This window comes from Pseudomonas sp. MYb118 (genome assembly GCF_040947875.1).
GTDB lineage: Bacteria > Pseudomonadota > Gammaproteobacteria > Pseudomonadales > Pseudomonadaceae > Aquipseudomonas.
On record NZ_JBFRXN010000002.1, the window covers coordinates 379,147 to 403,642 of the forward strand.

Genomic DNA, 24,496 nt, shown 5'->3' on the forward strand with positions numbered 1-24,496 from the left:
GCTCGCTCCCACATTGGAATTGTGACCAACACCAATCCAGGTGGGAGCGAGCCTGCTCGCGATGAGGTCGGTCCAGGCACCGCAAAGCCCAACCGAACATCTATTCTTCATTAAGGTCAACCAAGGGAGAGAACCGGCCGGAGGGATGCTCATCGTGCATATCGCTGACATAACCATGTTCTACGCCCCTGCCAGCGGTGGCGTGCGCACTTATCTGGATGCCAAGCATCGTCGCCTGGGGATCAAGTCAGGCATTCGCCACAGTCTGCTGATTCCCGGTTCGCACTTGAGTGAAACCGATGGCGTCTACACCGTCCCGGCTCCCGCCCTGCCCTTTGGCAAAGGTTATCGGTTCCCTGTGCGTCTCGCGCCCTGGCGTAATGTCCTGCACGATTTGCAGCCTGACCTGATCGAAGTCGGCGACCCTTACCTCACCGCCTGGGCGGCGCTGGATGCCCGTCGCCAGCTCGATGTGCCGGTGATCGGTTTCTATCACTCCGACCTGCCGCTGCTGGTCAGCAACCGCATGGGCCACTGGCTGACCAACAACGTCGAGGCCTATGTCCGCAAGCTGTACGGCAATTTCGACCGGGTGCTCGCGCCCAGCCGGATCATGGCCGACAAACTCATTGGCCTGGGCGTGCGCAATGTGTTCGTGCAGCCCCTCGGGGTCGATCTGCATACTTTCCACCCGGACGCGCGCGACCCCGGCCTGCGCGCGGAACTGGGGATCGACGAGCACACGCACCTGCTGATTTTTGCCGGACGCGGGTCCAAGGAGAAAAACCTGCAGGTGTTGCTCGACTGCATGAAACACCTGGGAAGGCGTTATCACCTGTTGCTGGTCGGCTCGTCGATGCCAACGGCAGTGCCGGACAACGTGACCGTGATTGATGACTTTTGCCCGGCCGCGCAGGTGGCGAGGCTGATGGCCAGCGCGGACGCGCTGGTGCATGCCGGCGATCAGGAAACCTTCGGCCTGGTGACGCTCGAAGCCATGGCCTGTGGCATTCCCGTGGTGGCCGTGGCCGCCGGCGCCTTTCCGGAAATCATCAGCGCCGATTGCGGTGTGCTGTGCACACCCAACGACGCCCTGTCGATGGCGAACGCGGTCCGCGAGTTGTTCGCCGCCGGCAGCGTCGATCGGGGGCGGCAGGCGCGCCGCCATGTCGAGCGGCATTACGCCTGGGACACCGTGGTCAACAGCCTGCTGGGCCATTATCGCGCCGTGCTCGGCCATCAATGGCCGCTGGTCGCCAATGGCTGAGCCGATGAACGCCCCTGCCCTGTTACTGGTGTTGCACGACGTCGCGCCGCAGACCTGGGCCGATTACCAGCCCTTTGTCGAAGCCGTCGACGCCCTCGGCGCAGTGCCGATGACCTGGCTGGTGGTGCCGGACTTTCATCGCCGCAACGATCTCAACGCCCACCCGGCGTTTCGTCGCCTGCTCGGCGAGCGCCTGGCGCGGGGTGACGAACTGGCGTTGCACGGCTACTTTCATTGTGACGAAAGCCCGTCACCCACTACGCCACGAGACTGGTTCATGCGCCGGATCTACACCCACGAAGGCGAGTTTTACAGCCTGTCCCGGGAAGCTGCCCTCGCCCGTTTGTGGGCCGGCATCGAGCTGTTCGATCGCTATCAATGGCCGCTGCACGGGTTTGTCGCGCCGGCCTGGTTGATGAGCGAGGGCACGCGCCAGGCGTTGCGCCAGTCGCCCTTGCGCTACACCAGTGACCCGCAGCATTTGTATCACCTGCCGGATTTCACCCAGGTGCAGGCGCCGGGACTGGTCTGGAGTGCCCGCAGTGCCTGGCGCCGGGGGGTCTCGAAACTGCTCAGCGATCAGCGCGAGCAACGCTGGCGCCAGGCGCCGGTGATTCGCCTGGGCGTGCACCCGGTGGACATGCGTCATGGTTTCTCCCGCGAGTATTGGCTGGGTACCCTCAAGCGCCTGCTGGCCGAGGGCCGCGTGCCGCTGACCAAGGCGCGCTGGCTGGCAATGCAGGGACAGCGATGCGGTCGTGCCGCATGAGCCGGGGCATCCTGCTGCTCGTTGCGCTGCTGGCCGCCCTGCTGATTCCACTGCTGCTCGGCGGCAACCAGACCTGGGCGCGCTTGCAGGCGTTCCCCTTGAACTGGCTGTTGGTGATGTTTGCCATGATCCTGCTGTGCTGGCTGGTCAACACCCAGCGCCTGCGCCTGCTGCTGGGCGATCAGCGCGCCAAGGTCAGCCCGGTGAAAAGCCTGGGCGTGGTGATGGCGGCCGAATTCGCCTACTGCGCCACACCGGGCGGCAGCGGCGGGCCGTTGACCATCATGGCACTGCTGGCCCGCAACGGCGTGCGACCGGCCAGGGGCAGCGCGGTGTTCGCCATGGATCAACTGAGCGACCTGCTGTTTTTCCTCTGCGCACTGGTGGGGATTCTGATTTATGCGCTGTTCCAGCACCTCAGCGAGCGCATGGAGTGGTTGCTGATGGTCAGCGCGCTTTCTCTGTTCGGCGGCTTGCTCAGTTGCGTGGCGATCGCGCGTTACCACCGCCTGCTGATCCGCCTGGGCGGCCGGCTGCTGGTACGCCTGAATGTCAAAGGCAGCACCCGCCTGCGCTGGGCGCGCAAACTCCTGCATTTTCTCGCGGCGTTCACCGATACGCTGAAGTTGCCTTTCAATACCCTGATCACCGTGTTCGCCCTGACCTGTGTGCACTGGCTGCTGCGCTACAGCGTGCTGTACCTGGCGTTGCGCGGGCTGGGGGCGGACCTGCAATGGGCCTGGAGCTTCCTGATCCAGATGCTCTCGCTGAGCGCGGGTCAGTTCAGCCTGTTGCCTGGAGGCGCCGGCGCAGCGGAACTGACCTCGGCGGCACTGCTGACGCCGATGGTCGGCAAATCCACCGCCGCCGCGGCGATCCTGATCTGGCGGGCAGTGACCTATTACTTCTACCTGGTGGTGGGTGGCCCGGTGTTTTTGCTGATGCTGGGACGGCCGTTGCTCAAGAAGCTAATGAGACCGAAGCAGGCGTAACCCCGGCACCCGTGGGAGCGAGCCCGCTCGCGATGGTGGACCGGGCACAGCAGGGTGTCAGATTGACCGCGTCATCGTTGAAAACCATCGCGAGCAGGCTCGCTCCCACAGAAGATCAAGAACGGGGTCCCTGTAGGAGCGAGCATGCTCGCGATGGTGGACCGGGCACCGTGGGGTGTCAGGCGGCCAGCGTTATCGTTAACGACCATCGCGGGCAAGCCCGCTCCTACAGAAGATCAAGAACGGGTCCCCTGTGGGAGCGAGCCTGCTCGCGATGGTGGACCGGGCACCGCAGGGTGTCAGATTGACAGCGTTATCGTTGGCGACCATCGCGAGCAGGCTCGCTCCCACAATTCAGTCGGGTTTCGCCGGTACTTTTTCGGCTTGGGGGTTCAACTGCTCCCACAACGCCTGCGCATCCGGGAATTCCGTGCCGTCTTCCGGGCTCAGGTCGTCCGGGTCGTAGCGGCTCAGGCAACCCTCTCCCAGGGTTGCGGGTGCCCGGGAGGTGGCTTTGTCCAGGGGGTCAGCCATGATCATTTCCTCGATGCTGAAACGGCGAAGGGCCTGGAGCGATTGAACGCCCAGGCCCTTCGAATTTCAACCTTGTTGTAGCGCGGTCAGAACACCACGGTTTTGTTGCCGTGTACCAGCACGCGGTCTTCCAGGTGGTAACGCAGGCCACGGGCCAGCACCATCTTCTCGACGTCACGGCCGAAACGCACCATGTCTTCGATGCTGTCGCTGTGGCTGACACGCACCACGTCCTGCTCGATGATCGGACCGGCGTCCAGCTCTTCGGTGACGTAGTGGCAGGTCGCGCCGATCAGCTTGACCCCACGCATCGACGCCTGGTGATACGGCTTGGCGCCGACGAACGACGGCAGGAAGCTGTGGTGAATGTTGATCACCTTGTGCGCGTACTCGCTGCACAGCGCCGGTGGCAGGATTTGCATGTAGCGGGCCAGGACCACTACTTCGGCATCGTGCTGCTTGACCAGGCGCGACACTTCGGCGAATGCCGGCTCTTTATCCTGCGGGTTGACCGGCACGTGGTAGTAAGGAATGCCGTGCCACTCGACCATGCTGCGCAGGTCGTCGTGGTTGGAAATCACGCAGGAAATTTCGCAATCCAGCTCATCGCTGTGCCAGCGGTGCAGCAGGTCGGCCAGGCAGTGAGACTCGCGACTGGCCATCAGCACCACGCGTTTTTTCTGCGCGGTGTCGGTGATGCGCCAGTCCATCGAGAACTCTTCGGCAATCGGCGCAAATGCCTCGCGAAAGGCTTCGATTCCGAAAGGCAACGAATCGGCCCGAATTTCGTGACGCATGAAGAACCAGCCACTCTGATTGTCCGAGTGGTGGCTCGCTTCAGTGATCCAGCCGTTATGAGACGCCAGAAAGTTACTGACTTTAGCAACGATACCAACGCGGTCCGGGCAAGAAATCACCAGCCGAAAAGTGCGCATGAGGGGGGAACTCCAGAACTTCGCAAAGGCCGCCATTCTAGCGGCTGCGCAGCAAAACTGCAGTATGGATGACACCTTGCGTCGCCAGACGGTGCTCGAGCCTGCCACCGGAGGCTTCGCCTGCGCTGGCAGGCGAGTACTTTTGCCGGGATTCTTCAAGTACTCAATTGTGATTATCTGCGTCATTATTTAACGACGGGCCAGTTCTCGGCCTATTGATCACAATTCAATTAAATAAAAGCCCGGTTTAATGTTTACTTGATGAAACAGCCTGACTATTATTGCCGCACTGTCCCCTGACACTCAGCGTCACAACATAAGGTAGTCCCCATGTCCTTGATCAACGAATATCGTGCCACAGAAGAAGCCATCAAAGAGCTTCAAGCCCGTTTGAAGAACCTGTCGCAAGACGACAAACTGCAAACCGAGCTGGAATTCGAAGGCAAACTGCGCGCCCTGATGGCCGAATATTCCAAGTCGCTGCGTGACATCATCGCGCTGTTGGATCCAGAATCCAAAACCAAGGCACCTCGTGGCGGCGCAGTGAAAACCACCGGCACCAAGCGCGCGCGCAAAGTTAAACAATACAAAAACCCGCACAACGGCGAAGTCATCGAAACCAAAGGTGGCAACCACAAGACTCTGAAAGAGTGGAAAGCCAAGTGGGGCGGTGACGTGGTTGAAGGCTGGTCCACCCTGCTGGGCTAAGCCTCACCGCTTGAAACCGCGACAAAAAGAACGCCAGCAAATGCTGGCGTTTTTTTATTCCTGGAGTTCGGCAATGGCTATTTTCATTTTCAAAGATTGAATCGCTCTCGCAATACCTCGACATAACTGCTCCATTCACCGAGTACTTCCTGCTGAAACGGTGTGGCAGTCAAATTCAACTGGGCCGCGGCCTGTACGAAAGTTTCCAGGGTATTCGGCGCCCCCCAAACAACGTCTGACAAACGTTGCTGACAGAATAATCGCCAGCGCTCTTGTTCTTCGAAACTCAACGTATCGAAAAAGTTACGTGCTCGATAGCGAAACAATAATTCCGGTAAACGTTCATCATCGAAAAGCCACTTCTCGCGGGCCAATTGCTGCGGGTCCGCCGCGCGGACTTGCTCACAAAGACGCCGATCGCGATCACCGATAAAACCGTCGTACAACTGTTGTTCGGGGTCCTGGCTCTGGGCGAAATCTTCACTGGCATAAATGGCCTGGAGCTTGTCTCGCCAAACGGGCTGTGCGTCATTTAGTCGCAATGCCCGCGCCTGGTACAACGCCATGTCCAGGCCCAGGCGCTGCTGATCCTCCGGGCGCAGGACCGACAGCGGCGCGACTACCGGGCATTTGTTGATGTGGATGAGTTTGAGCGGCACGGGCAACTCGCCCTCGGCCAACTCCTCGCGCCGGGTATACAGGCGCTGGCGCAGGGTCTCGGCATCGAGGTCGAGCAAGCCTTGAGGGTCCAGATGCAGGTCGCAGACAATCAACGCATTCTTGTTGCGTGGGTGCCAGGCCAGCGGCAAAACCACCCCTACATAACTGCGCGCGGCGGAGAAGCGCCCGGAAATGTGCACCATCGGCTGCAACAGGCGGATCTGGTCCATCACTTTGTGTTTGCTGCGCAACTGGAACAACCAGTCATACAGCTTCGGCTGCTTCTCGCGGATCAGCCGCGCCAGCGCGATGGTGGCGCGCACGTCGGACAGCGCTTCGTGGGCATGACCGTGATCAATGCCATTGGCGGCGGTCAGGCGTTCGAGTTTGAGGGTCACCCGCCCTTCGTCATCCTGCGGCCAGATCAGGCCATCGGGACGCAGCGCATACGCTGCGCGCACCACGTCGATCAGATCCCAGCGGCTGTTACCGCCCTGCCACTCACGGGCGTAGGGGTCGAAAAAATTGCGGTACAGGCTGTAGCGGGTCATCTCGTCGTCGAAACGCAAGGTGTTGTAACCCGCGCCACAGGTGCCCGGCGCCGCCAGTTCGGCGTGCACCCGGGTCATGAAATCGGCTTCGCTCAAACCGCGTTCGCTCAGTTGGCCCGGCGTGATCCCGGTGATCGCGCACGCCGCCGGATGCGGCAGGATGTCGTCACCGAGCTGGCAATACAGGTTGACCGGCTCACCAATGACATTGAGATCGAAATCCGTGCGCAGCCCCGCCACTTGCAGCGGGCGGTCGCAACGAGGGTTGATGCCGGTGGTTTCGTAGTCGTACCAGAAGATCGAGGTCACGGGCTGTTCCTGAACTGAAGATCGACAAAGTCTAGGCGTTTGCATCCCGCCCCGGCCAGCGATCTTGCATCCAGACACGACTGGCCAGGCAACAAGCACGAATCAGCTATGTCGTTTTCCCCCAAGAGGCTGCTAGCATCGGTGACAGCCACAACATCAGGTTGCCCATGCTCGAGACCACAGCACTGCCAAGGAAAGCGCCGCTGTCCCCGCCACTGGATACGCGGCATCAGGTTGAAACGCCGGAAGGCATCGACCTGCCACTGCGCCCGGCGGGGTTGATGGTTCGTGCGCTGGCCTTCGCCATCGACCTGGGCTTGCGCGGGCTGATCCTCGGCCTGCTGTTCATCGTCCTGGCCTTCCTCGGCAAGCTCGGTGCCGGGCTGGGAGCGATCCTGCTGTTCGTGGTGAGCTGGTGGTACATGGTGCTGTTCGAAGTACTCAACCAGGGACGCTCGCCCGGCAAGCAATGGATGGGCCTGCGGGTGGTGCAGGACGACGGCACGCCAATCGACTGGTCCGCTTCGTTGTTGCGCAATCTGCTGCGCTTTGTCGACATGCTGCCCTTCGGCTATTTCCTGGGCACCCTCAGTTGCCTGCAACACCCCAATTTCAAGCGCCTGGGTGACCTCGCCGCCGGCACGCTGGTGATCTACCGCGAACAGCCGATCACCCGGCCCCAGGTGCCTGATGTCGAACCTCGGCGTGCACCGTTCGCCCTGACACTGAGCGAACAGCGCGCCGTTCTCGGCTTTGCCGAGCGCCAGGCTGAACTGTCGCCCGCGCGGGTCAATGAGCTCTCGGCGATCCTCGCCCAACCGTTGCAGGTGCCGCCGCCCCAGGCGCTGGCACAACTCAATGGCGTCGCCCGTGGCTTGCTGGGGCCGGCATGAAGCAAAGTCTTTTCGAACATCGCCACAAGGCCGAATGGGCGCAGTTTTCGCTGCTGCTCGACCGGCTCGAGCGCAACAAGGACGCCTCGCGCGTCGCCAGTTTCCCCAGGGACTACCGGCGGCTCTGCCAGCAACTGGCGCTGGCTCAGGAGCGTGGCTACAGCAGTTTTCTGATCGACTCGTTGCAACAGCAAGTGCTACGCGGACATCAACAGTTGTACCGGCATCGCAGCCGCCTGGGGGCGAACATCGCCGGTTTCATCCTCGCCGATTTCCCGCGCCTGGTGCGCGAGCAGTGGCGCTTCGTGCTCGCGGCGAGCCTGATGTTCTTCGGCAGCCTGATCGGCTTTGCCGTGCTGGTGTACCTGTTCCCGGACCTGGTCTACAACCTGATTCCGTTCGAACAGATCAGCCAGATGCACGACATGTACGACCCAGTCGCCGGCCACCTGGGTCGCCCGGAAGAACGGGCGGCCAGTGAAGACTGGGTGATGTTCGGCTACTACATCATGCACAACATCGGGATCGCCTTTCAGACCTTCGCCAGCGGTTTGCTGTTCGGCCTGGGCAGTGCGTTCTTCCTGTTCTTCAATGGCCTGATGATCGGCGCCGTGGCCGGGCACCTGACGCAGATCGGCTACGGGCAGACCTTCTGGTCGTTCGTGATCGGCCACGGCGCCTTCGAACTCAGCGCCATCGCCCTGGCGGGTGCCGCCGGCCTGCAACTGGGCTGGGCACTGATCGCACCGGGACGCCTGTCCCGCGCCGAAGCGTTACGCCTGGCGGCACGCAAAAGCGTGCTGCTGATCTGCGGGGTCATGCTGTTTCTGTTGATCGCGGCGTTCATCGAAGCCTACTGGTCGTCGATGACCGCACCGGCACCGCTGACCAAGTACCTGGTGGGCGCGGCGCTGTGGGTGCTGGTGGCGATCTATCTGTTGTTTGCCGGACGCAGCCGTCATGCGCCTGAGTGACGCCACCGTGGTTATCCGCCCGCGCAGCACCTGGGAAGCCATGGACCTCGGCGTGCTGCTGAGCCAGCGCCATCGCCGCCTGTTGATGGTCAGTTGGGCGATCGTCACCCTGCCAGTGTTCGCCCTGCTGAGCGCGTTGCTGTGGGATTCGCCGTCGCTGGCGGTGTTGATTTTCTGGTGGTTGAAACCGGCATTCGAACGCCTGCCGCTGTACATCCTGTCCAAGGCCATGTTCGGTGACACGCCCACCCTCAGGCAGGCGTTGCGCCAATGGCCACGCTTGCTCAAACCGCAGTTGCTGGCGAGCCTGACCTGGCGTCGCCTGAGCCTGAGTCGCAGCTTTTTGCTGCCGGTGGTGCAGCTCGAAGGCCTGGACGGCCTGGAGCGGCAACAGCGCCTGCTGGTCCTGATGCAGCGCGACGCCGGCGCGGCGCGCTGGCTGACGATCATTGGCGTGCATCTGGAAGGCGCGTTATGGATAGGCCTGATGGCGTTGTTCTATCTGCTGCTGCCCTCGCAGGTGGAAATCGACTGGGGCTGGCAGACCCTGCTGTCCGCCGCCACCCAGGACTGGCGCTGGCTGGAACACCTGACCAATGCGTTCTACGTGCTGGTGCTGGTGGTGTGGGAGCCGATCTACGTGGCGTGTGGTTTCAGCCTGTATTTGAACCGGCGCACGGTGCTGGAGGCCTGGGACATCGAGCTGGTGTTCCGCCGCCTGCGCCAACGCCTGAGCGGCACCGCCGTGCTCCTGCTGCTGGCGGCGGTTCTCCTGGTGCCGGGCACGCCCAGCGTATGGGCCGAAGAGCCGGCCACGGGCCCCGACAGCCCGCGCCTGCTGAACCAGCCGCTGACCAGCCAGGCGTCGCGCGACGGCATCCGGGCGATCCTCGACCAGCCACCGTTCAAGAACCGGGAAACGGTCACCCGCTATCGCTTCGGCGAAGACAAACCGGCGGCCGAAACCGCGGACGAAGGTCACAGTCCCGCGTGGTTGAAGTTTTTGCAAAAATGGCTGAACAGCCAGCATCTCGGCACCCTGGCCAGCGTGATCGAAGTGTTGCTGTGGAGCTTCGTCATCGGCGCGATCGCCTTGCTGGCCTGGCGTTACCGTGACTGGTTGCAGGCGTTCGTCAGTCGTCGTCCGAAGTTACCGGGCAAGGCATCACGCACGTTACCGCAGCAGGCGTTCGGCCTCGACCTGAACCGCGACACCCTGCCCGCCGACATCGCCACCAGCGCCGAAGAGCTGTGGCAATCCAACCCCCGGGAGGCGCTCGGCCTGCTCTACCGCGCGCTGCTCAGCCACTTGCTGCACGACTATCATCTGGCGCTGACACCCGCCGACACCGAAGGCCAGGTACTGACGCGCATCGAGCGCCTGCAACGCCCCGAGTTAATGGCCTTCAGTCAAACCCTCACCCGCCATTGGCAGAACATGGCCTACGGGCATCGCCTGCCCGCCCCCTCCGTGCAACAGGAGTTATGCCAGGGCTGGCGCAGCATTTTTGGTGTGGGAGCACCACGTTGAACCGGCGCCTCGGGCTGCTCGCCGGCATCGTCATTGCGCTGCTGCTGGCGGCGCTGAGCGTGTACCTGTATGGCAAGGCGACGCCCTATCAGGAGGAAGTCGATCACGGCCCTGCGCCCGAGGCGGCTGCCAACCCGTACCTGGCCGCCGAAGACTTTCTGCGCAAACAGGGCTTGAGCGTCAGCCATGCCAATGGCCTGGACGTTCTGCCGACCCTGGAACCGCGCCAGCACAGCCTGCTGTTGCTCGGCGACCGCTCCAGCATGAGCCCGCGGCAGATTGATCAAGTGCTGAACTGGACCCGCGCCGGCGGACGCCTGCTGTTTATCGCCGAGTCTATCTGGGATGAAAAACTCGGGCGCAGCCACGACCCGCTGCTCGACCGCGTGCAGATTCACCAGTTGCTCAGCGACGATCTCAAGGATGCGCCACCACAGGCCGAGCAGGACCCCTACCCGAAACTGACCAAGCTTTACATCGAGGACGAAGACGCCCCCGCCTATGCGAGTTTTCGCACCACCTTCCACCTCGAAGACCCGCACAACCTCGTGCAGGCCTGGGCTAACAGCGCCAAGGCCACGCACATGATGCAACTGAACCACGGGCTCGGCTCGATCATCGTCGTCACCGATGCCGACCTGTGGAAAAACGATGCCATCGAGCGCTACGACAACGCCTGGCTGCTCTGGTACCTGACCGCCGATACCCGCGTAACGCTGATGTTCAACACCGATCACGACGGCCTGCTGACCCTGTTGCTGCGCTATTTCCCCCAGGCCCTGGTCGCCCTCGCCGCCCTGATCATGTTGGCTCTGTGGCATGTCGGCGTGCGCCAGGGGCCGCTGATCGGGGCGACGCCACGGGCCCGCCGGCAACTGCACGAACACCTGCGCGCCAGCGCCGACTTCATGTGGCGCCGCAGCGGTCAGGCCAGCCTGTTGCAGGCCTTGCAGCAGGACATCCTGCGCCGGGTCCGACGCCGTCACCCCGGCTTCGAACAACTGGGTGTCGCCGAACAATGGCTGGTCATTGCCCGCCTGACCGGCCAGCCCACACGCGCCATCAGCCAGGCCATGGGCCCCCGTACGAAACAACGGCTGTCCAGCGTTGAATTCAGCCGTCAGGTCGCCCACCTGCAAACCTTGAGGAATGCCTTATGAGTGAACAGATCGAGCCCGGCACGCCGAGCCACGCAGAGCAGCAACGCCTGCGCGCCATCCAGTTGGCGCAGGCGATCAGGGGTGAACTGCAAAAAGTCGTGATCGGTCAGGACGCGGTGATCGACGACGTGCTCTGTGCGCTGATCGCCGGCGGCCACGTGTTGCTCGAAGGCGTGCCGGGGCTGGGCAAGACCCTGCTGGTGCGCGCCCTCGCCCGCTGCTTTGGCGGCGAGTTCGCGCGCATCCAGTTCACCCCGGACCTGATGCCCAGCGATGTCACCGGGCATGCGGTGTACGACTTGCAGACCGAGCAATTCAAGCTGCGCAAGGGGCCGCTGTTCACCCACCTGCTGCTGGCCGACGAGATCAACCGCGCCCCGGCGAAAACCCAGGCGGCGCTGCTCGAAGCCATGCAGGAACGCCAGGTCACCCTTGAAGGTCGCGCCCTGCCCATCGCGCAGCCGTTCATGGTGCTCGCCACGCAGAACCCGATCGAACAGGAAGGCACCTACCCGTTGCCGGAAGCCGAGCTGGATCGCTTCATGCTCAAGGTGCGCATGGACTACCCGGATGCCGAGCAGGAATTGCAAATGGTCCGTCAGGTCAGCCGCTCGACCCGCGCCGACATGCTCGATGTGCAGCCGCTGCGCACGGTGTTGCAGGCCAAGGACGTGTTGGCCTTGCAGCGCATCGCCAGCGAGCTGCCGCTGGACGATCAGGTGCTCGACTATGCCGTGCGCCTGGCGCGCACCACCCGCAGCTGGCCGGGCCTGAGCCTCGGCGCCGGGCCGCGGGCGTCCATCGCGCTGGTGCGCTGCGCACGGGCGCGGGCGTTGTTACGCGGCGGTGAGTTCGTGATTCCTGATGACATCAAGGGCAGCGCGCTGGCGGTGTTGCGCCATCGCGTGCGCATTGCCCCGGAGCTGGACATCGAAGGGCTGGAGGTCGATCAGGTGTTGCGCCAGCTGCTCGATCAAGTGCCGGCACCGCGCCTGTGAAACCCTCGCGCCTGCTGCTGATCTGGCTGGCGTTGCTGCTGGCCGTTGCCGTGGTGCTGGGCGCGTTGCAGGCGCTGGACGTCAGCGTTCCCGCGACGCTGCTGTCGATCAACTGGGGCTTGCTCCTGGCGCTGCTGGCCCTGGCGCTGCTCGATGGACTGCGGGTCAGGCGCCTGCCATCGCCGCGGATCAGACGCCAGTTGCCCGGCAGCCTGGCGCTCGGGCGCTGGAGCGAAGTGCGGCTGGAGGTCGAGCATGACTTCAACCAGCCCCTGAACATCGAACTGTTCGACCATGTACCCGACGGCTTGAGCTTCGAAAACCTGCCGCTGGCGGTCGAGCTGCAACCCGGCTTGCACAGCCACGTGGGTTATCGTCTGCGTCCACTCAATCGTGGCCACTTCGATTTTGCTTATTGTGAGCTCAACCTGCCCAGCCCCCTGGGCCTGTGGACCGACAAGCGCTTGCCCGAGGTGCCCGGCAGTACCCGCGTTTACCCGGATTTCGCCCGCCTCTACGGCGGTCAATTGCTGGCGGTGGACAACTGGCTCAGCCAACTGGGCGTGCGCCAGCGACAACGGCGAGGGTTGGGTCTGGAGTTTCATCAACTGCGGGAATTTCGTGAAGGCGACAGCCTGCGCCAGATCGACTGGAAAGCCACGGCCCGACAACGCACGCCGATTGCCCGCGAGTATCAGGACGAGCGCGACCAGCAGATCGTCTTCCTGCTCGATTGCGGCCGGCGCATGCGCAGCCAGGACGGCGAGCTGACGCATTTCGATCATGCGCTCAATGCGTGCCTGTTGTTGAGTTACGTCGCCCTGCGTCAAGGCGATGCGGTGGGGCTGAGTACCTTCGCCACCGAGCAGCCGCGCCACCTGGCGCCGGTCAAGGGCGCCGGCCAGCTCAACGTTTTGCTCAACGCCGTGTATGACCTCGACAGCAGCCAGCGCAGCGCCGACTATCAGGCAGCGGTCACGCAACTGCTGGCCCGACAGAAACGCCGCTCGCTGGTGGTGCTGGTGACCAACCTGCGCGATGAAGACGATGAAGAATTGCTCACCGCCGTGCAGCGACTGGGCCAGCAGCACCGGGTGCTGGTCACCAGCCTGCGCGAAGAACTGCTCGACAGCTTGCGTCAGACACCGGTGCAAACCTTGTCGCAAGCCTTGACGTATTGCGGCACCGTGGACTTCCTCAACGCCCGCGCCGACGTCCACGAACGCCTCAACGCCCACGGCGTCCCCGTACTGGACGCCACCCCCCACGAACTGGGCGCGGCGCTGGTGACACGCTACCTGGAATGGAAAAAGGCCGGGGTGTTCTGAAGTATGCAAGACAACGCCGATCACTGTGGGAGCGAGCCTGGCGAGTCGTCGCACCGTCGCGATGGTCGTCAACGATGACGCTGACTGTCTGAATACCCGCGGTGCCTGGGCCGCCATCGCGAGCAAGGCTCGCTCCCACAGGACGGCGCCGATCAACTGTAGGAGCGAGCATGCTCGCGATGGTCGTTAACGATGACGCGGGTTGTCTGGAGGCCCGCGGTGCCTGGGCTTTCATCGCGAGCAAGGCTCGCGCCCACAGGACGGCGCCGATCAAACTGTGGGAGCGAGCCTGCTCGCGATGGCCGTCAACGATGACGCTGGCTGTCTGAATGCCCGCGGTGCCTGGGCCTCCATCGCGAGCAAGGCTCGCTCCTACAGGACAGCGCCGATCAAACTGTAGGAGCGAGCCTTGCTCGCGATGGTCGTTAACGATGACGTGGGCTGTCTGAATGCCCGCGGTGCCTGGGCCTCCATCGCGAGCAAGGCTCGCTCCTACAGGGGAACGCGTTCCTTGTGGGAGCGGGCTTGCCCGCGATGGTTGTCAACGATAACGCCGGCTGTCTGAATACCCGCGGTGCCTGGGCCTCCATCGCGAGCAAGGCTCGCGCCCACAGGACGGCGCCGATCAAACTGTGGGAGCGGGCTTGCTCGCGATGGTCGTCAACGATGACGTGGGCTGTCTGAATGCCCGCGGTGTCTGGGCCTCCATCGCGAGCAAGGCTCGCTCCCACAGGACGGCGCTGATCCACTGTAGGAGCGAGCATGCTCGCGATGGTCGTTAACGATGACGTGGGCTGTCTGGAGGCCCGCGGTGTCTGGGACTCCATCGCGAGCAAGGCTCGCTCCTACAGGACGGCGCCGATCCATTGTGGGAGCGGGCTTGCTCGCGATGGTCGTCAACGATGACGCGGGTTGTCTGGAGGCCCGCGGTGTCTGGGCCTTCATCGCGAGCAAGGCTCGCTCCTACAGGGGAACGCGTTCCTTGCTCGCGATGGTCGTTAACGATGACGCGGGTTGTCTGGAGGCCCGCGATGTCTGGGCCTCTATCGCCAGCAAGCTGGCTCCTACAGGTACAGGTACAGGTACAGGTACAGGGCTCAGGGGTTGTACTCTTTGTTGTCGAGTTTGAGTTGTTTGACTCGAAGCGGCGGGATCAGTACGTCGCAGATGATCGCGGTGAGCCGCAGCCCGCCCGAGCCGCCGATGCTCGGGCCGTGCAGGGTGATGTCGAGGCTCTCGTCATCTTGTGCCATTTTCTCCAGATGCCGCTGCGGATACTTGTTCCACTCGGCGTTCGCGGGGATGCCGCTCAGGTCGATGATCGTTTCCAGGCTGGAGCTGGTGGTGACGACGATTCTGGACTCTTTGCCGTTGGCCAGGTTTTCGTACTGGCATCCCAGGCGGAACTTCACCTCCGGCCACTGGGCCACGGTAAAACGCGGCACCGTCACCTTCTGGAGCACCTGCGCGCTGCCATTGAGCTGCATGTAGAATCCATACGTGTCGTCTATGTATACACCGGCAAAGCCGGTTCCATCATGTTTCCAGTCTGCCTCCCAGTTGGGTTCGAAATGGCTGGATTTCACCAGGTTGCGGCCCGGGATTTCTTCATCGCTCATGATGTGTTCACCTCGAATGGTCAAACGTTCCCGGGGCGCCGGCGGCGTCCTCGGCATTCTGAAGAGCCGCCCCGATTTCCGTCGGGGCGGCAGTCATCAACCTTCCAGTTTTTCCAGCACCGCCGCTTTGTACGCCGGCCCACCCGATTTCGCCGTATAGCGCAGGTGCATGATCACGTCCGTCATGCTGTTAATGATCTTCTGCTGCTCCTCCGTATTCGAACGCGGGAATTCCAGGCGCCATGTGCTGACAGCCCCCGTGCCTTCGAAGGCGAAGTAACGCCCGTCGTCAGACATCGACATCTGGTGCATGCCGGCATCGTCCACACCGCTGCTGATCGCAATCTGCTGGTTATTACGCAGGTTCAACACGACGTCCGGCGGCGGCAGTTCGTGACCTTCCTCGCGATACAGATAAGGCAGACTGTCGGGGTTGGGCTCCAGGGCCGTGACGCTGCGCAACTGCGTCAGTGTCGATTTCAAGTCGACATAAGCACCGAGCACTGCCGGCACCGACAGTGAGGCCATGACGACCTGTCGGCAGTAATGGCCCGGGTAATCCTCGTCGAGCAGCCGCTGGGGAATCTCGAAATCCACCTTGCCCGCGATGAGCGCGGCGATCACATCGGGCCACTCGGTCTCGGGCCCGAACACGCCCCGTTCGAACAATCGGCGCAGGGAAATGGTTTTGGTCAATTCCAACCGCCGTTCATTGCGCTCCAGGTGAATACGCTCCATGCGGGTCAGGTAGCCCTGCAGAATTTCCCCGGAACCTAGGCCATGCAGCCTGTCCTGCCATGCTCCGCCTTGAATCACATTCAACCTGTAATCGCCCAGCTCGTACTGCAAGCTGGACTCCGCCATCATGCACATCGCGAAAACGGTGTCGTAGGCCTGGAAGAACAGGGTGGACATCTGGCCGAGCAAATGACGGTAGAGCTCGCGATTGGTCGAGCGGGTCTTGTAGAAGCTCAATACCGCTTCGGCCTGGGCATGGGCCCTGCGAGTTTGCGCCAGACTGGCGGTGGCGCCGGTGAGCGAGTGCTGCATGGCCAGGATTTGCTGGTCAAGAACCAGCATTTCGCTCTTGGCCTGCTGTGACGCGAATCTCCATTCCAGTGAGCGCCGTTCGTAGAAAGCGGTTTTGTGCATTGACTCGGCATCCAAGGCATACGCCTCGGCAACCAGGTTGGTAACGGCACCGGCCGCTGCTGTTAAAGAACTGAACTTCCAGCCACCGCTACTCATACCAAACATGTTCGGTGCGGCATCCAACACCCCCGCAACAAGATGCGCTATTCGAATCTTGTGTTGAACGCCTTTGATATCCAATACCTTGTCGTCCGCTTTTATCTCCTTTGCGACCAGCCTGCTCTCATCGAGCCCCTGGTAATACTTCGCCCGGTCCTCCACCACCCTTTTGCTTTCTTCCAGCCCCTTCAGAGAGGCCTGGATCTGTTTGATTGCTTCGCCCTGAATGTCGATGGCAAACGCTGACATTTCAGCGCCATGGACCTGACTCAGTTCTTCGTACTCCGTGCGATCACCAGCCTCCATCAACAGCCGCACTTCTCTGCCGTAGTTCATCAACATCTGCACCGCGTTTTGTGCGATGGCCAGGAGCGGGCGGAACCGATAATGCGGGATGGCCTTCCAGCCGCCAGCGTTACGCAGGGCCCCCCATGAACCACCGGCCTGTGCCAGCATCAACTGACGTACATCGGTCGGAGGTGCATACAGATCCAGACTCATCTCCTTGCCGTCGATCGTCAGATTGTGCCGCATGTTGAACAGGCACTCGTTGATGTACTTCCAGAAATTCAGCACCTCATCGTTGGCGAAGGGACGGAAGACATCCAGTTTCAGAACCGTGTAATCGGCCGTGCCTGTGATCCGCGGTGGCAGGTCCCAAATGTTGACCGCCAACGCAGCGGCATAGGATTCCAGTGAAGAGACGGTCTGGGCCTTGGTCTCGAGAATCTCATTGACGGATCGCGGCACCCAATGGTCCATGGCCTTCCCGGTCGGCTCCGGGCCCATCAACGCCAGGGCACGCATGTATTGCAGTTTGGCTGCAGCCAGGCTGTCGCGAGTCAGCTGGCGGTACAACGAGTCGGCATGAGCGAGGATGCAGCGCACGTAATTGATGAACACGGCCTTGCGATAGTGAATGCGATCCGCAAGGGCGATGGCGTCCGGGTCTACCAGATTCTTGGATTCGAAATGGGAAGTGCCGTCTTCCAGCAACGGACGGCACAACCAATGCTTGGCTATCGGATCGTCTTCACCCTCCCGCGGGGTGCGGATATGCGGGTTGAAGAGGTAGTGAAACCAGCGCTGCGAATCCAGGTATTTGCCCTCATCACGCAACCGGCACGCAATCAGGAACACCATATGAAAAAACAACTCCCAGTAAAATAGTCCGTGAGCACTGTTGAAGTCGATGGGCGCCCATGGGGTAGGTGAACCGTCCGGTGGAGGCTCCAGGGTATTCTGGGTGGCAAGGGACAGAAGTTCATCTACCGATACGGCGGCGCTGGCCACCAGGCGAGGACCAAACAGCGAATTGAGGCGTATCCACGGAACACCCGGAATTCCCAGTATGCGCATGTCCAGAAATTGAGCGCCTGACGCCTCCTCTCTGATCATCGGTGTATCTTCAGCGATGTCGTGGTCGGTAAAGTTGTACTGCAATGTCATCGGATTGGAGAAGTAGCTGTCCAGAAGGACATTCAGCGTATGGAAGTGCGGCTCTATGGGCGTGAACAGTTTATCGGTGGCGGCATAAAATATTTGCAGCGTCCCACCCTCCTTGGGGTCTTGAGCGGCAAAGGCCAACTGCAGCTGCGGATCAGCTTCGTCATCGACAAACGTTGTCACCACCAGCTGCGTAAGTTCGCCGGTCCGGTAATTCATCTTGCCCTTTTTCAGACTCAGGGGCATGGACCATGATCCGCTCCCGTCAAGGTAGGCGACTTTAATTTCGTACAACCAGCCCCCAGGTATTGTGATCGTGACATCACCGACTACTTGGGTTTGCTCCTCGCGCTCATCGCCCTCGACCACAACCACCATCAAGCGGTTGGCGAAAAACACCGGCCGGATCCCGAGCAGAATTCTGGCTTGGGGAATCGCGATTTCACTCCAGTCGCTCCAGGCAGTTGGAGGAAGAAACGTGCTGCTTTCGTTCAACTCTACTTCGGCCTTGCGCCAGTAATGATTGAAAGGCGGAACCCGTTGCTGGCCAATCAGATAGTAATCAGCATTGGAGAAATTTTTGCCTTTGGCAGGATCGTTGGTGTAAGTGCTGTTGATGTACCCAGCTTTCAGCGAGAGGTTGCATATCAATTCGAACTGCGTCAGGTGTTGGTGCAACGCTTTTTGTACATAGCGGTCTTCCACGCCGCCTTGGCTGAAGTTGGTTACCAGTTCCTCGAACGGGGCTGTCTTTCCTAGACGCAACATCGGGTCTATGTAGTTTTCCGGGTTCTGTTTCAACTTCTCGAAACCGGCCCAATTGCCGATGTTGCTGTTGCAGATATGCCAGGCATCCAGCTCATCCTTGCCGAACTCCTGATTATGACCGGGCTCCATGCTGTGATAGACCGCATTCAGATACTGCTGAACCGCGGCAATCGCTTCGGCCAGGGCCGATGACTCCGGTTGCTGGCCGATTTGCGAGTCCAGCAACAGGTAGGCATACAGGTCCTCGGGCGAGGAAAGGTCCAGTGGCTTGGTCGCCTCCATATTCGGCGCCATGTGCCCCAGAAAGTAATCGGCCAGGGCCGAGCAACGCAGTTCCTGCAATGTACCAATGACGGTAGTGTCCACTTTTATAACCCCTGGAATGCGGTGTGCATCCGGCAGTGACTCGAGACGAACAGCTGACGCCTGCGGACGAGCCTGTTGATCAGACTCGTCCGGCAACCTCAGGCGTCTAACCTCTGGCAATCAATTCCAACTCAATGTTTTCTGGCATCCAGGGCGAAATCAGCGTGTTATTCATGTAAAAGCCCGCACCGCACCTGTAGGGTCCTGGTCCCCACTCGGGCTTGAACTGGACTCGCCAACGCCCGTCCGCATTGACCATGCCCTGCGCATAAATCGTTCCCGCTGCTCCCGTCCGGACTATTCTCACTTCCACGCCGGGCAGGCCGATCCCTTCAAGCCAGGACTGGACATACACTTTGCTGCCCGAGAGCGGTTTGAGAATGACCGGATGCGCGGCATAGTCAGGCACCACCGTCACCTGCACAGGCGCCGCCGAAGATTCGGTCGCATCAATGTTGCGCTGCGTCACCACGAACGTATGCGGCCCCGGTGACAGCTTCTCGGCTAACCTCACGGCCCACTTGCCATCGTCGCCCACGCTGGTCCTGGCCAATACCGCGCCGGCGCCGCCGTAGATGATGATCTGCGCCGACCGAGTGCCCGTGCCGTGCAGCAAGGGTTGAACCTCGACGTTCGGGGCACCATTGACCGGAGACAGCAGCGCCGGTGCCGGCGTCCCCAGACGGGCGTCCAGGGCCAGGCGCTGGCTGAATCGGTCGCAGGAGAAGATCAGCCTGAACGTGCCATTGCGCAGGTCCCGACAGTTGATGCGCCACTGCAGGCGGGTCTGCGCGCCGATGGCGACGACGGCCCCTTCCCGTGGTTCGATGTCCATGCCCAGGGCCTTCGCCGACAACGCCCCCTCGAACGCCAGCATGCCGAGCGCGCCCGTGAGGTCCATGCCCGTAGGCATCTTGATGGTGAGGATGTAATCCCGGCCACGGATAAACTCCAGCGGTGCACTGGCAGACGTCTGGCCGACCACGGCCCCGGCAGGCGCCTCGACCAATTCCCACTCCCAGGCAATGGCCGGAACCACCTTGACGTTGAACGTGCGTTTTTCCGCCGCGACGGTCTTGCGATCGGCCGTCACCACGTAATCACCGACGGCCTCGCCCACGAACGCATACGAGGATTGCCCGTCACTGCCGGTCGGGATATTGACCGGCGTCGAAGCCGGACCGGGCCCCGTATAGCTCCACAACACGTCACAATTGGGCACCGGCGGCGACTGGTTGTTGTTCGCCTGCCGGACCGTGACGAACAACAGGTGGGGAGTGCCCACCCCGGGAAATTCCGGCCGCACCGATTGCCCATGGATCACCGCCGTCGGCGCGACGTCTACCTCGATCTGCTGCTCGTCCATGATGACCTTGGCGGTGTAGGCCTGCTTGCCGGCGGCCGGCGCCGCTACGGTGAACTCGGCGATGCCGTCCTGGTTGGTGGTGGCCGTACCGATCGGGGTCGTACCGGCCCCGGCATACAGCTTGACCTCCACATCCGGCGCCGGCGTTTTGTCCAGGCGCACTACATGGCAGTGAAGCAGCAGCGGTTGCTCGACCAGCGCGACCGAAGCCACCTGCAGGCGGGTGATCGAGGGGCTGTCGATAAAGTCGATGTTGGTGATGACCCTGGCGTCCTTACTGGCGTATGTGGCCACCAGGATCGCGTCACTGATGGGCGCCATACTGGTGACGAGGGTTCTGGCAATGCCGTTTTCATCGGTTGTCGTGCTGGGCGGTGTGGCGGTGAGCCCATCGCCGGTAAAGGTCACGGTGCGTCCGATACCCGGGTTCTCGTAGTGGTCCATCAGAATCACGTGGACCGGGAAGCTTTCCTTGCCGCCGGCAAGGAATTGTTCGTCAGGGCGAGGGTTCTGCGTGCCTCCGGGGGTGAAGCCCAGGGTCAGTTCATCGCTTGCGACAAAGATCTTCGGCCCAACAGCTTTCATATCCAGACCATAGCGGGCCGTGACCAGCACCTCGCCCTGCCATTTGGAAACCTCGGGCTGGAAGTGCACCACGGCACGTCCGTCGTTGTCGGTGGTGGAGCGCTCTTGCAGCAGACCCGGCTGGTCCGCCTCCCAGGTGATGGTGATGTTCGACATGGGTTTGCCCGCCAGGTCGCGTATCCACACCTCGATCAGGGCCACCTGGCCTTTCACGTTGGCGATCAGGGTGTCGTTGATGCACCGGATTTCGTGGGTCACGCTCTGGCCGACCTCGCCGACCTCCTGGATTTGCCCCTCGAATGCGGCGCCGGACAGCACTTCCATGACGCGCTCCGCGGCGGTGCGGTAAGCGTCCTTGTCACTGTTGGGGGTGAGCAGGCCCAGTTGAATCAGAGCCTTGGCATCCAGCTTGCTCCGGGTCGCCAACTCACGAATGTGCAGCAGCGTGTCGATATCGTCGGTATCGCGGATCACCAGCTTGCCCAGATAGAGGATGCACTCGATGACTTCCCGCACGCCCCAGTTCAAGACGTGCGCCAGTTGGGTCGCGGCGGAGTCGCGGATCAACCGCTCATCTTCAGGCGTGAGGACCAGCGGCAGGCTGTTGACCATTCTCAGGTAGTTGAGGAGTTTTTCCGCCGGTTGCCCCGTGTGCTTCACTGCCCGCTGAACCTGGGTCAGTTTGTACAGCGTTGCCAGGTTGAGGCTCTGGGCATCCTGCAGGCCGAACCATTCGAAGTTCCTCGCGGTGGTCAGGGTTGCCAGCATGGCCGAAGTCAGCGCCAGTTTGCGCGCCACTTCGGCGCGCCGGGCCAGGTGCCCGAGCAGGTTGAGCACCCGGTCTCCGGGGTTGATCCTGTCGGTGGGCAGCTTCACTTCCTCGAGCGCGCGCACGGTTTCCTTGAGCAGCACATAGACGCTGCCGGTGTCGACCCATTTGAGCAGCGGCAGCACCAGGTCCTGGGCGCACTTCAACATCGTCGCCAGGCTTTCCACGACCACGGCGATTTGCGCATCACGCGTCTGCAACACCGCCGCGACCAGGACCGTACGCACCCGCTCCTCATCGCTGGCGGAAATACCGGCCTGCGCCATCGCCGCTTCAACTTCGGCGACCACCCGTGTGTAATCGCTCTCGTCGTTGGTCAGGCTCGATATCAGGCCCTGTTCATCGACCAGTTGATCGAGCAAGGTCATCCATTCAGTCGTTTCGGCGTCATCACTCAGCCCGATGCCGGCCGCGCGGAAAACGCTTTCCGACAGCAGGGTGGGCTGCACTCGGGTGTACATCTCCTGGAGCAGCATGATTTCTTCATCCGTGGCGATGGGCGGCGTTACGACCGCCCTTACCTGGGCGACCAGCCAGGGCACGCTCAGGTCATTGTCTTTGAGCCACTGGGTACAGGACTGCGCCGCGTGCATCACGCTCAACACATCGCCCACGCCGCTGGTGCCACTGATCAACAGGCGCGACTCGCCGAGAATGCGTTGCAGCACCTCACTGGCGCCTCGCTCACTCAAGGTTTCGAGCAAGGCCGCCAGCTCGATCGGGTTGAGCCGCAAGAAGGATGCGAGCAGGGCCAGCCGGTAAAACGACGAAAACACCGGCAGGCTGCACGGCAGTTCGTCGGTGTAGTTGTAACTCTTGGCGACGAAACGCGAGAGGTAGCGCCAGATCTCCAGGTTGAAGCCCAGAGGTCGGCAAATCTGATCGACTATGCGTATGTCGTCGCGGCTTTTCGGTTCGATGAAGAAAAACCGCCCATCCGCCTTCAGCGGGGTATCGAACAGGCCTTCCTGGTTGAAGATCCGGTCGAACTGCGGTGTTTCGTCACCTGTGCCGAAGGGGAGAATTTCGTCGATCAGTACGACGAATTGATCAATCGTGCAACGGAACAGCAACTGAAACTCGCGGAACAGGCCGAGCGCGCGCAGGGTGTTGTTGGTGATTTTGATCGGCTTTTCCGCCAATGCCTTGGTGCGGGCGGCGGGGTCGACCGTTTCGCCACGGATCTCGGCACGGTGACAGGCCCAAAGCAGGCGATCGACTTCGTACGGTGGCAAGTCCAGCCAACGGCTCAAGCGCAGCATCCGGTTGATCCGGTCCATGCCGTTGAGCGTAATGTTGAGGAACTGACGGGTCGAACCCTCGACAGGCGCGGACAAGTCGATCGACTTGGTGTTGCCGGAGTTGATGTACGTCGAGCCGAACTCCCTGGGTGTCGGCGCTGCGACCGGAACGTTGGGGGATCGGGTCGGCGCGAAGGTTTCAATCGACAGCAACTGGGTCAACCTCAGCGCGTCGATATCGGCCTTGGCGCAGAAATGCACCGAGTCGAGTAGTTTGGCCGCCGTGGAATTGAAGTTGTCCAGGTAGAACTTCACTTCGTTGCCGGCGACCACGAATCGCTCGGTCAACAATTGCTGCTGTTGCGGCCCGAGTCTGCAGGACAACTGCAGCGCGATATCCGACAGCGGCCCGCGCACGCCAGGTTCCTTGAAGTACGGTGCGGGAGGGTCGATGGCGCGAACGACATGGCCCAGCAATAACTGGTTCTGGTCCAGCACCCCGGTGTATTGCTCCTTGTACCACTCGAACGGCATCGACCGATGGGGAAAGCGGGTCACCCGGAGCACGTCATCGACCACCTGATTGTTGTCCTCCAGCGCAGGCGCGAGGTATGCCTCGATGATCTTTTCCAGTATTTCGTTGAACAGCTTGACCGTCGGTTTGACCTGGAATGTCGCGGTGGCGTCGATGACCAGGTTGGCCAGATCGGGGCGTCGCTGGTCCAGCGTGATCAGCCCGGCCCCACCCGCCGCCCGCGCCTCCAGGTCCCGCGCCAGCGTGATCAGGTGGACGAAATAGGCGACTGCGAAGTTTCTCGCGCTCATGGTATTGGGGGGGCTGGCCCTCTCCCAATCCGGATCGAACAGATCGTTGAAGTTCGGCATTTTAGTCAGCGCGCTGGGGCCCGACCGGTGCAGCGGGTTCTCCGGCCCTTGCCGCACCAGTTGCTGTTCGCGAAATTGCCGGGCGGCGTGCAGCGCCAGGCTTGCGGCTCTGTCGCGCAAGGCCTGCGCGTCGTCACCGGACACACCAAAGGTATCCATCAGACTCTGCTGATCCATCTTCAGAATGCCGAAAACCGAGCCGCCTTTCGCTATGAAACTGGTGCATTTCGAGCGAGTCCTGGCACCTCGTTTCGTGGGCACGGAATCGAGTAATTGCTTGAGCGGTGGATTGGTGAAGGCCTTGCTCATTGTTGTTCTCCCTGCCAGGGGCGGCGCCCGATGAACGCGAAGGGTCGGTTATGTGCACGACCTTTTTACGCCGGGGGCCGGAAGCGTCACACCTGTGAGAACTGACAGTGCCGACGAACGGTAGACCTCGCTGAGGACCGCAAACGGGTACTGACAAGAAGGGCGAAGGCACCGTAGTGCAAGGCTGGAAGAGGGTGTGGAAGACACAGAAACGGCGGGCAG

At 61.8% G+C, this 24,496-nt stretch carries 16 protein-coding genes; 10 read left to right on the top strand and 6 right to left on the bottom strand.

Annotated features, from left to right (window positions below; translation table 11 throughout):
* The first annotated feature begins 145 nt into the window (after positions 1-145).
* Genes ABVN20_RS07560 through ABVN20_RS07570 form a run of 3 tightly spaced genes read left to right on the top strand, consistent with a single transcriptional unit; the run spans position 146 to position 3,028 of the window.
* Positions 146-1,267, top strand: coding sequence for a glycosyltransferase family 4 protein (locus tag ABVN20_RS07560; RefSeq protein WP_368554961.1), 1,122 nt, complete (start codon positions 146-148; stop codon positions 1,265-1,267).
* On the top strand, positions 1,260-2,036 hold the full coding sequence (locus tag ABVN20_RS07565) for a DUF2334 domain-containing protein (protein ID WP_368554962.1): 777 nt from the start codon (positions 1,260-1,262) through the stop codon (positions 2,034-2,036). Before ABVN20_RS07560 ends, ABVN20_RS07565 begins: the two co-directional genes overlap by 8 nt.
* Positions 2,033-3,028: a YbhN family protein gene (locus tag ABVN20_RS07570; protein ID WP_368554963.1), complete on the top strand. Its 996-nt coding sequence runs from the start codon at positions 2,033-2,035 to the stop codon at positions 3,026-3,028. The genes ABVN20_RS07565 and ABVN20_RS07570 overlap by 4 nt, the downstream gene beginning before the upstream one ends.
* Positions 3,029-3,382: 354 nt before the next feature.
* Here the strand turns inward: ABVN20_RS07570 and ABVN20_RS07575 are convergent, their stop codons facing one another.
* Entirely contained in the window at positions 3,383-3,562 is a 180-nt protein-coding gene (locus ABVN20_RS07575) for a hypothetical protein (protein ID WP_368554965.1), read from the bottom strand.
* Positions 3,563-3,648: 86 nt separating this feature from the next.
* Positions 3,649-4,497 carry a formyltetrahydrofolate deformylase gene (purU, locus tag ABVN20_RS07580; RefSeq protein WP_368554967.1) on the bottom strand — a complete coding sequence of 283 codons (849 nt, stop codon included), beginning with the start codon at positions 4,495-4,497 and terminating at the stop codon, positions 3,649-3,651.
* A gap of 330 nt (positions 4,498-4,827) precedes the next feature.
* On the opposite strand from purU, the gene mvaT reads away from it, so the two are divergent.
* Positions 4,828-5,205, top strand: coding sequence for a histone-like nucleoid-structuring protein MvaT (gene mvaT, locus ABVN20_RS07585; protein ID WP_368554969.1), 378 nt, complete (start codon positions 4,828-4,830; stop codon positions 5,203-5,205).
* An 89-nt stretch (positions 5,206-5,294) separates the two neighbouring features.
* Here mvaT and sbcB read toward each other — a convergent pair whose 3' ends face one another.
* Positions 5,295-6,725 (bottom strand): exodeoxyribonuclease I, encoded by a 1,431-nt coding sequence (gene sbcB, locus ABVN20_RS07590; RefSeq protein ID WP_368554970.1) that lies wholly within the window; start codon positions 6,723-6,725, stop codon positions 5,295-5,297.
* A gap of 167 nt (positions 6,726-6,892) precedes the next feature.
* On the opposite strand from sbcB, the gene ABVN20_RS07595 reads away from it, so the two are divergent.
* The 6 genes from ABVN20_RS07595 to ABVN20_RS07620 are packed head-to-tail and all read left to right on the top strand — an operon-like array spanning position 6,893 to position 13,609.
* Positions 6,893-7,618, top strand: coding sequence for an RDD family protein (locus ABVN20_RS07595; protein ID WP_368554972.1), 726 nt, complete (start codon positions 6,893-6,895; stop codon positions 7,616-7,618).
* On the top strand, positions 7,615-8,592 hold the full coding sequence (locus tag ABVN20_RS07600; RefSeq protein ID WP_368554975.1) for a stage II sporulation protein M: 978 nt from the start codon (positions 7,615-7,617) through the stop codon (positions 8,590-8,592). The genes ABVN20_RS07595 and ABVN20_RS07600 overlap by 4 nt, the downstream gene beginning before the upstream one ends.
* Positions 8,579-10,123 carry a DUF4129 domain-containing protein gene (locus ABVN20_RS07605; protein WP_368554977.1) on the top strand — a complete coding sequence of 515 codons (1,545 nt, stop codon included), beginning with the start codon at positions 8,579-8,581 and terminating at the stop codon, positions 10,121-10,123. The genes ABVN20_RS07600 and ABVN20_RS07605 overlap by 14 nt, the downstream gene beginning before the upstream one ends.
* Positions 10,120-11,283 carry a DUF4350 domain-containing protein gene (locus ABVN20_RS07610; RefSeq protein WP_368554979.1) on the top strand — a complete coding sequence of 388 codons (1,164 nt, stop codon included), beginning with the start codon at positions 10,120-10,122 and terminating at the stop codon, positions 11,281-11,283. The genes ABVN20_RS07605 and ABVN20_RS07610 overlap by 4 nt, the downstream gene beginning before the upstream one ends.
* Positions 11,280-12,281: an AAA family ATPase gene (locus tag ABVN20_RS07615; protein WP_368554980.1), complete on the top strand. Its 1,002-nt coding sequence runs from the start codon at positions 11,280-11,282 to the stop codon at positions 12,279-12,281. Before ABVN20_RS07610 ends, ABVN20_RS07615 begins: the two co-directional genes overlap by 4 nt.
* Positions 12,278-13,609 carry a DUF58 domain-containing protein gene (locus ABVN20_RS07620; protein ID WP_368554982.1) on the top strand — a complete coding sequence of 444 codons (1,332 nt, stop codon included), beginning with the start codon at positions 12,278-12,280 and terminating at the stop codon, positions 13,607-13,609. The genes ABVN20_RS07615 and ABVN20_RS07620 overlap by 4 nt, the downstream gene beginning before the upstream one ends.
* Before the next feature lie 1,097 nt (positions 13,610-14,706).
* Here the strand turns inward: ABVN20_RS07620 and ABVN20_RS07625 are convergent.
* From ABVN20_RS07625 to ABVN20_RS07635, 3 genes are all read right to left on the bottom strand, one after another.
* A complete protein-coding gene (locus ABVN20_RS07625; RefSeq protein ID WP_368554983.1) occupies positions 14,707-15,228 on the bottom strand; it encodes a hypothetical protein in 522 nt (173 codons plus the stop codon).
* Positions 15,229-15,324: 96 nt separating this feature from the next.
* Positions 15,325-19,059 carry a neuraminidase-like domain-containing protein gene (locus ABVN20_RS07630; protein WP_368554984.1) on the bottom strand — a complete coding sequence of 1,245 codons (3,735 nt, stop codon included), beginning with the start codon at positions 19,057-19,059 and terminating at the stop codon, positions 15,325-15,327.
* Positions 19,060-19,165: 106 nt separating this feature from the next.
* The gene (locus tag ABVN20_RS07635; protein WP_368554986.1) at positions 19,166-24,274 is read right to left on the bottom strand and encodes a Tc toxin subunit A; all 5,109 of its coding nucleotides are present in this window, start codon (positions 24,272-24,274) and stop codon (positions 19,166-19,168) included.
* Between the last annotated feature and the right edge of the window lie 222 nt (positions 24,275-24,496).

Bases quoted from the DNA above. Each gene is read 5' to 3' on its own strand.
- ABVN20_RS07595 (WP_368554972.1), top strand. From the start codon at position 6,893: ATGCTCGAGACCACAGCACTGCCAAGGAAAGCGCCGCTGTCCCCGCCA.
- ABVN20_RS07625 (WP_368554983.1), bottom strand. From the start codon at position 15,228: ATGAGCGATGAAGAAATCCCGGGCCGCAACCTGGTGAAATCCAGCCAT.
- ABVN20_RS07600 (WP_368554975.1), top strand. From the start codon at position 7,615: ATGAAGCAAAGTCTTTTCGAACATCGCCACAAGGCCGAATGGGCGCAG.
- ABVN20_RS07575 (WP_368554965.1), bottom strand. From the start codon at position 3,562: ATGGCTGACCCCCTGGACAAAGCCACCTCCCGGGCACCCGCAACCCTG.
- purU (WP_368554967.1), bottom strand. From the start codon at position 4,497: ATGCGCACTTTTCGGCTGGTGATTTCTTGCCCGGACCGCGTTGGTATC.
- mvaT (WP_368554969.1), top strand. From the start codon at position 4,828: ATGTCCTTGATCAACGAATATCGTGCCACAGAAGAAGCCATCAAAGAG.
- ABVN20_RS07635 (WP_368554986.1), bottom strand. From the start codon at position 24,274: ATGAGCAAGGCCTTCACCAATCCACCGCTCAAGCAATTACTCGATTCC.
- ABVN20_RS07560 (WP_368554961.1), top strand. From the start codon at position 146: ATGCTCATCGTGCATATCGCTGACATAACCATGTTCTACGCCCCTGCC.
- ABVN20_RS07570 (WP_368554963.1), top strand. From the start codon at position 2,033: ATGAGCCGGGGCATCCTGCTGCTCGTTGCGCTGCTGGCCGCCCTGCTG.
- ABVN20_RS07615 (WP_368554980.1), top strand. From the start codon at position 11,280: ATGAGTGAACAGATCGAGCCCGGCACGCCGAGCCACGCAGAGCAGCAA.
- ABVN20_RS07605 (WP_368554977.1), top strand. From the start codon at position 8,579: ATGCGCCTGAGTGACGCCACCGTGGTTATCCGCCCGCGCAGCACCTGG.
- ABVN20_RS07565 (WP_368554962.1), top strand. From the start codon at position 1,260: ATGGCTGAGCCGATGAACGCCCCTGCCCTGTTACTGGTGTTGCACGAC.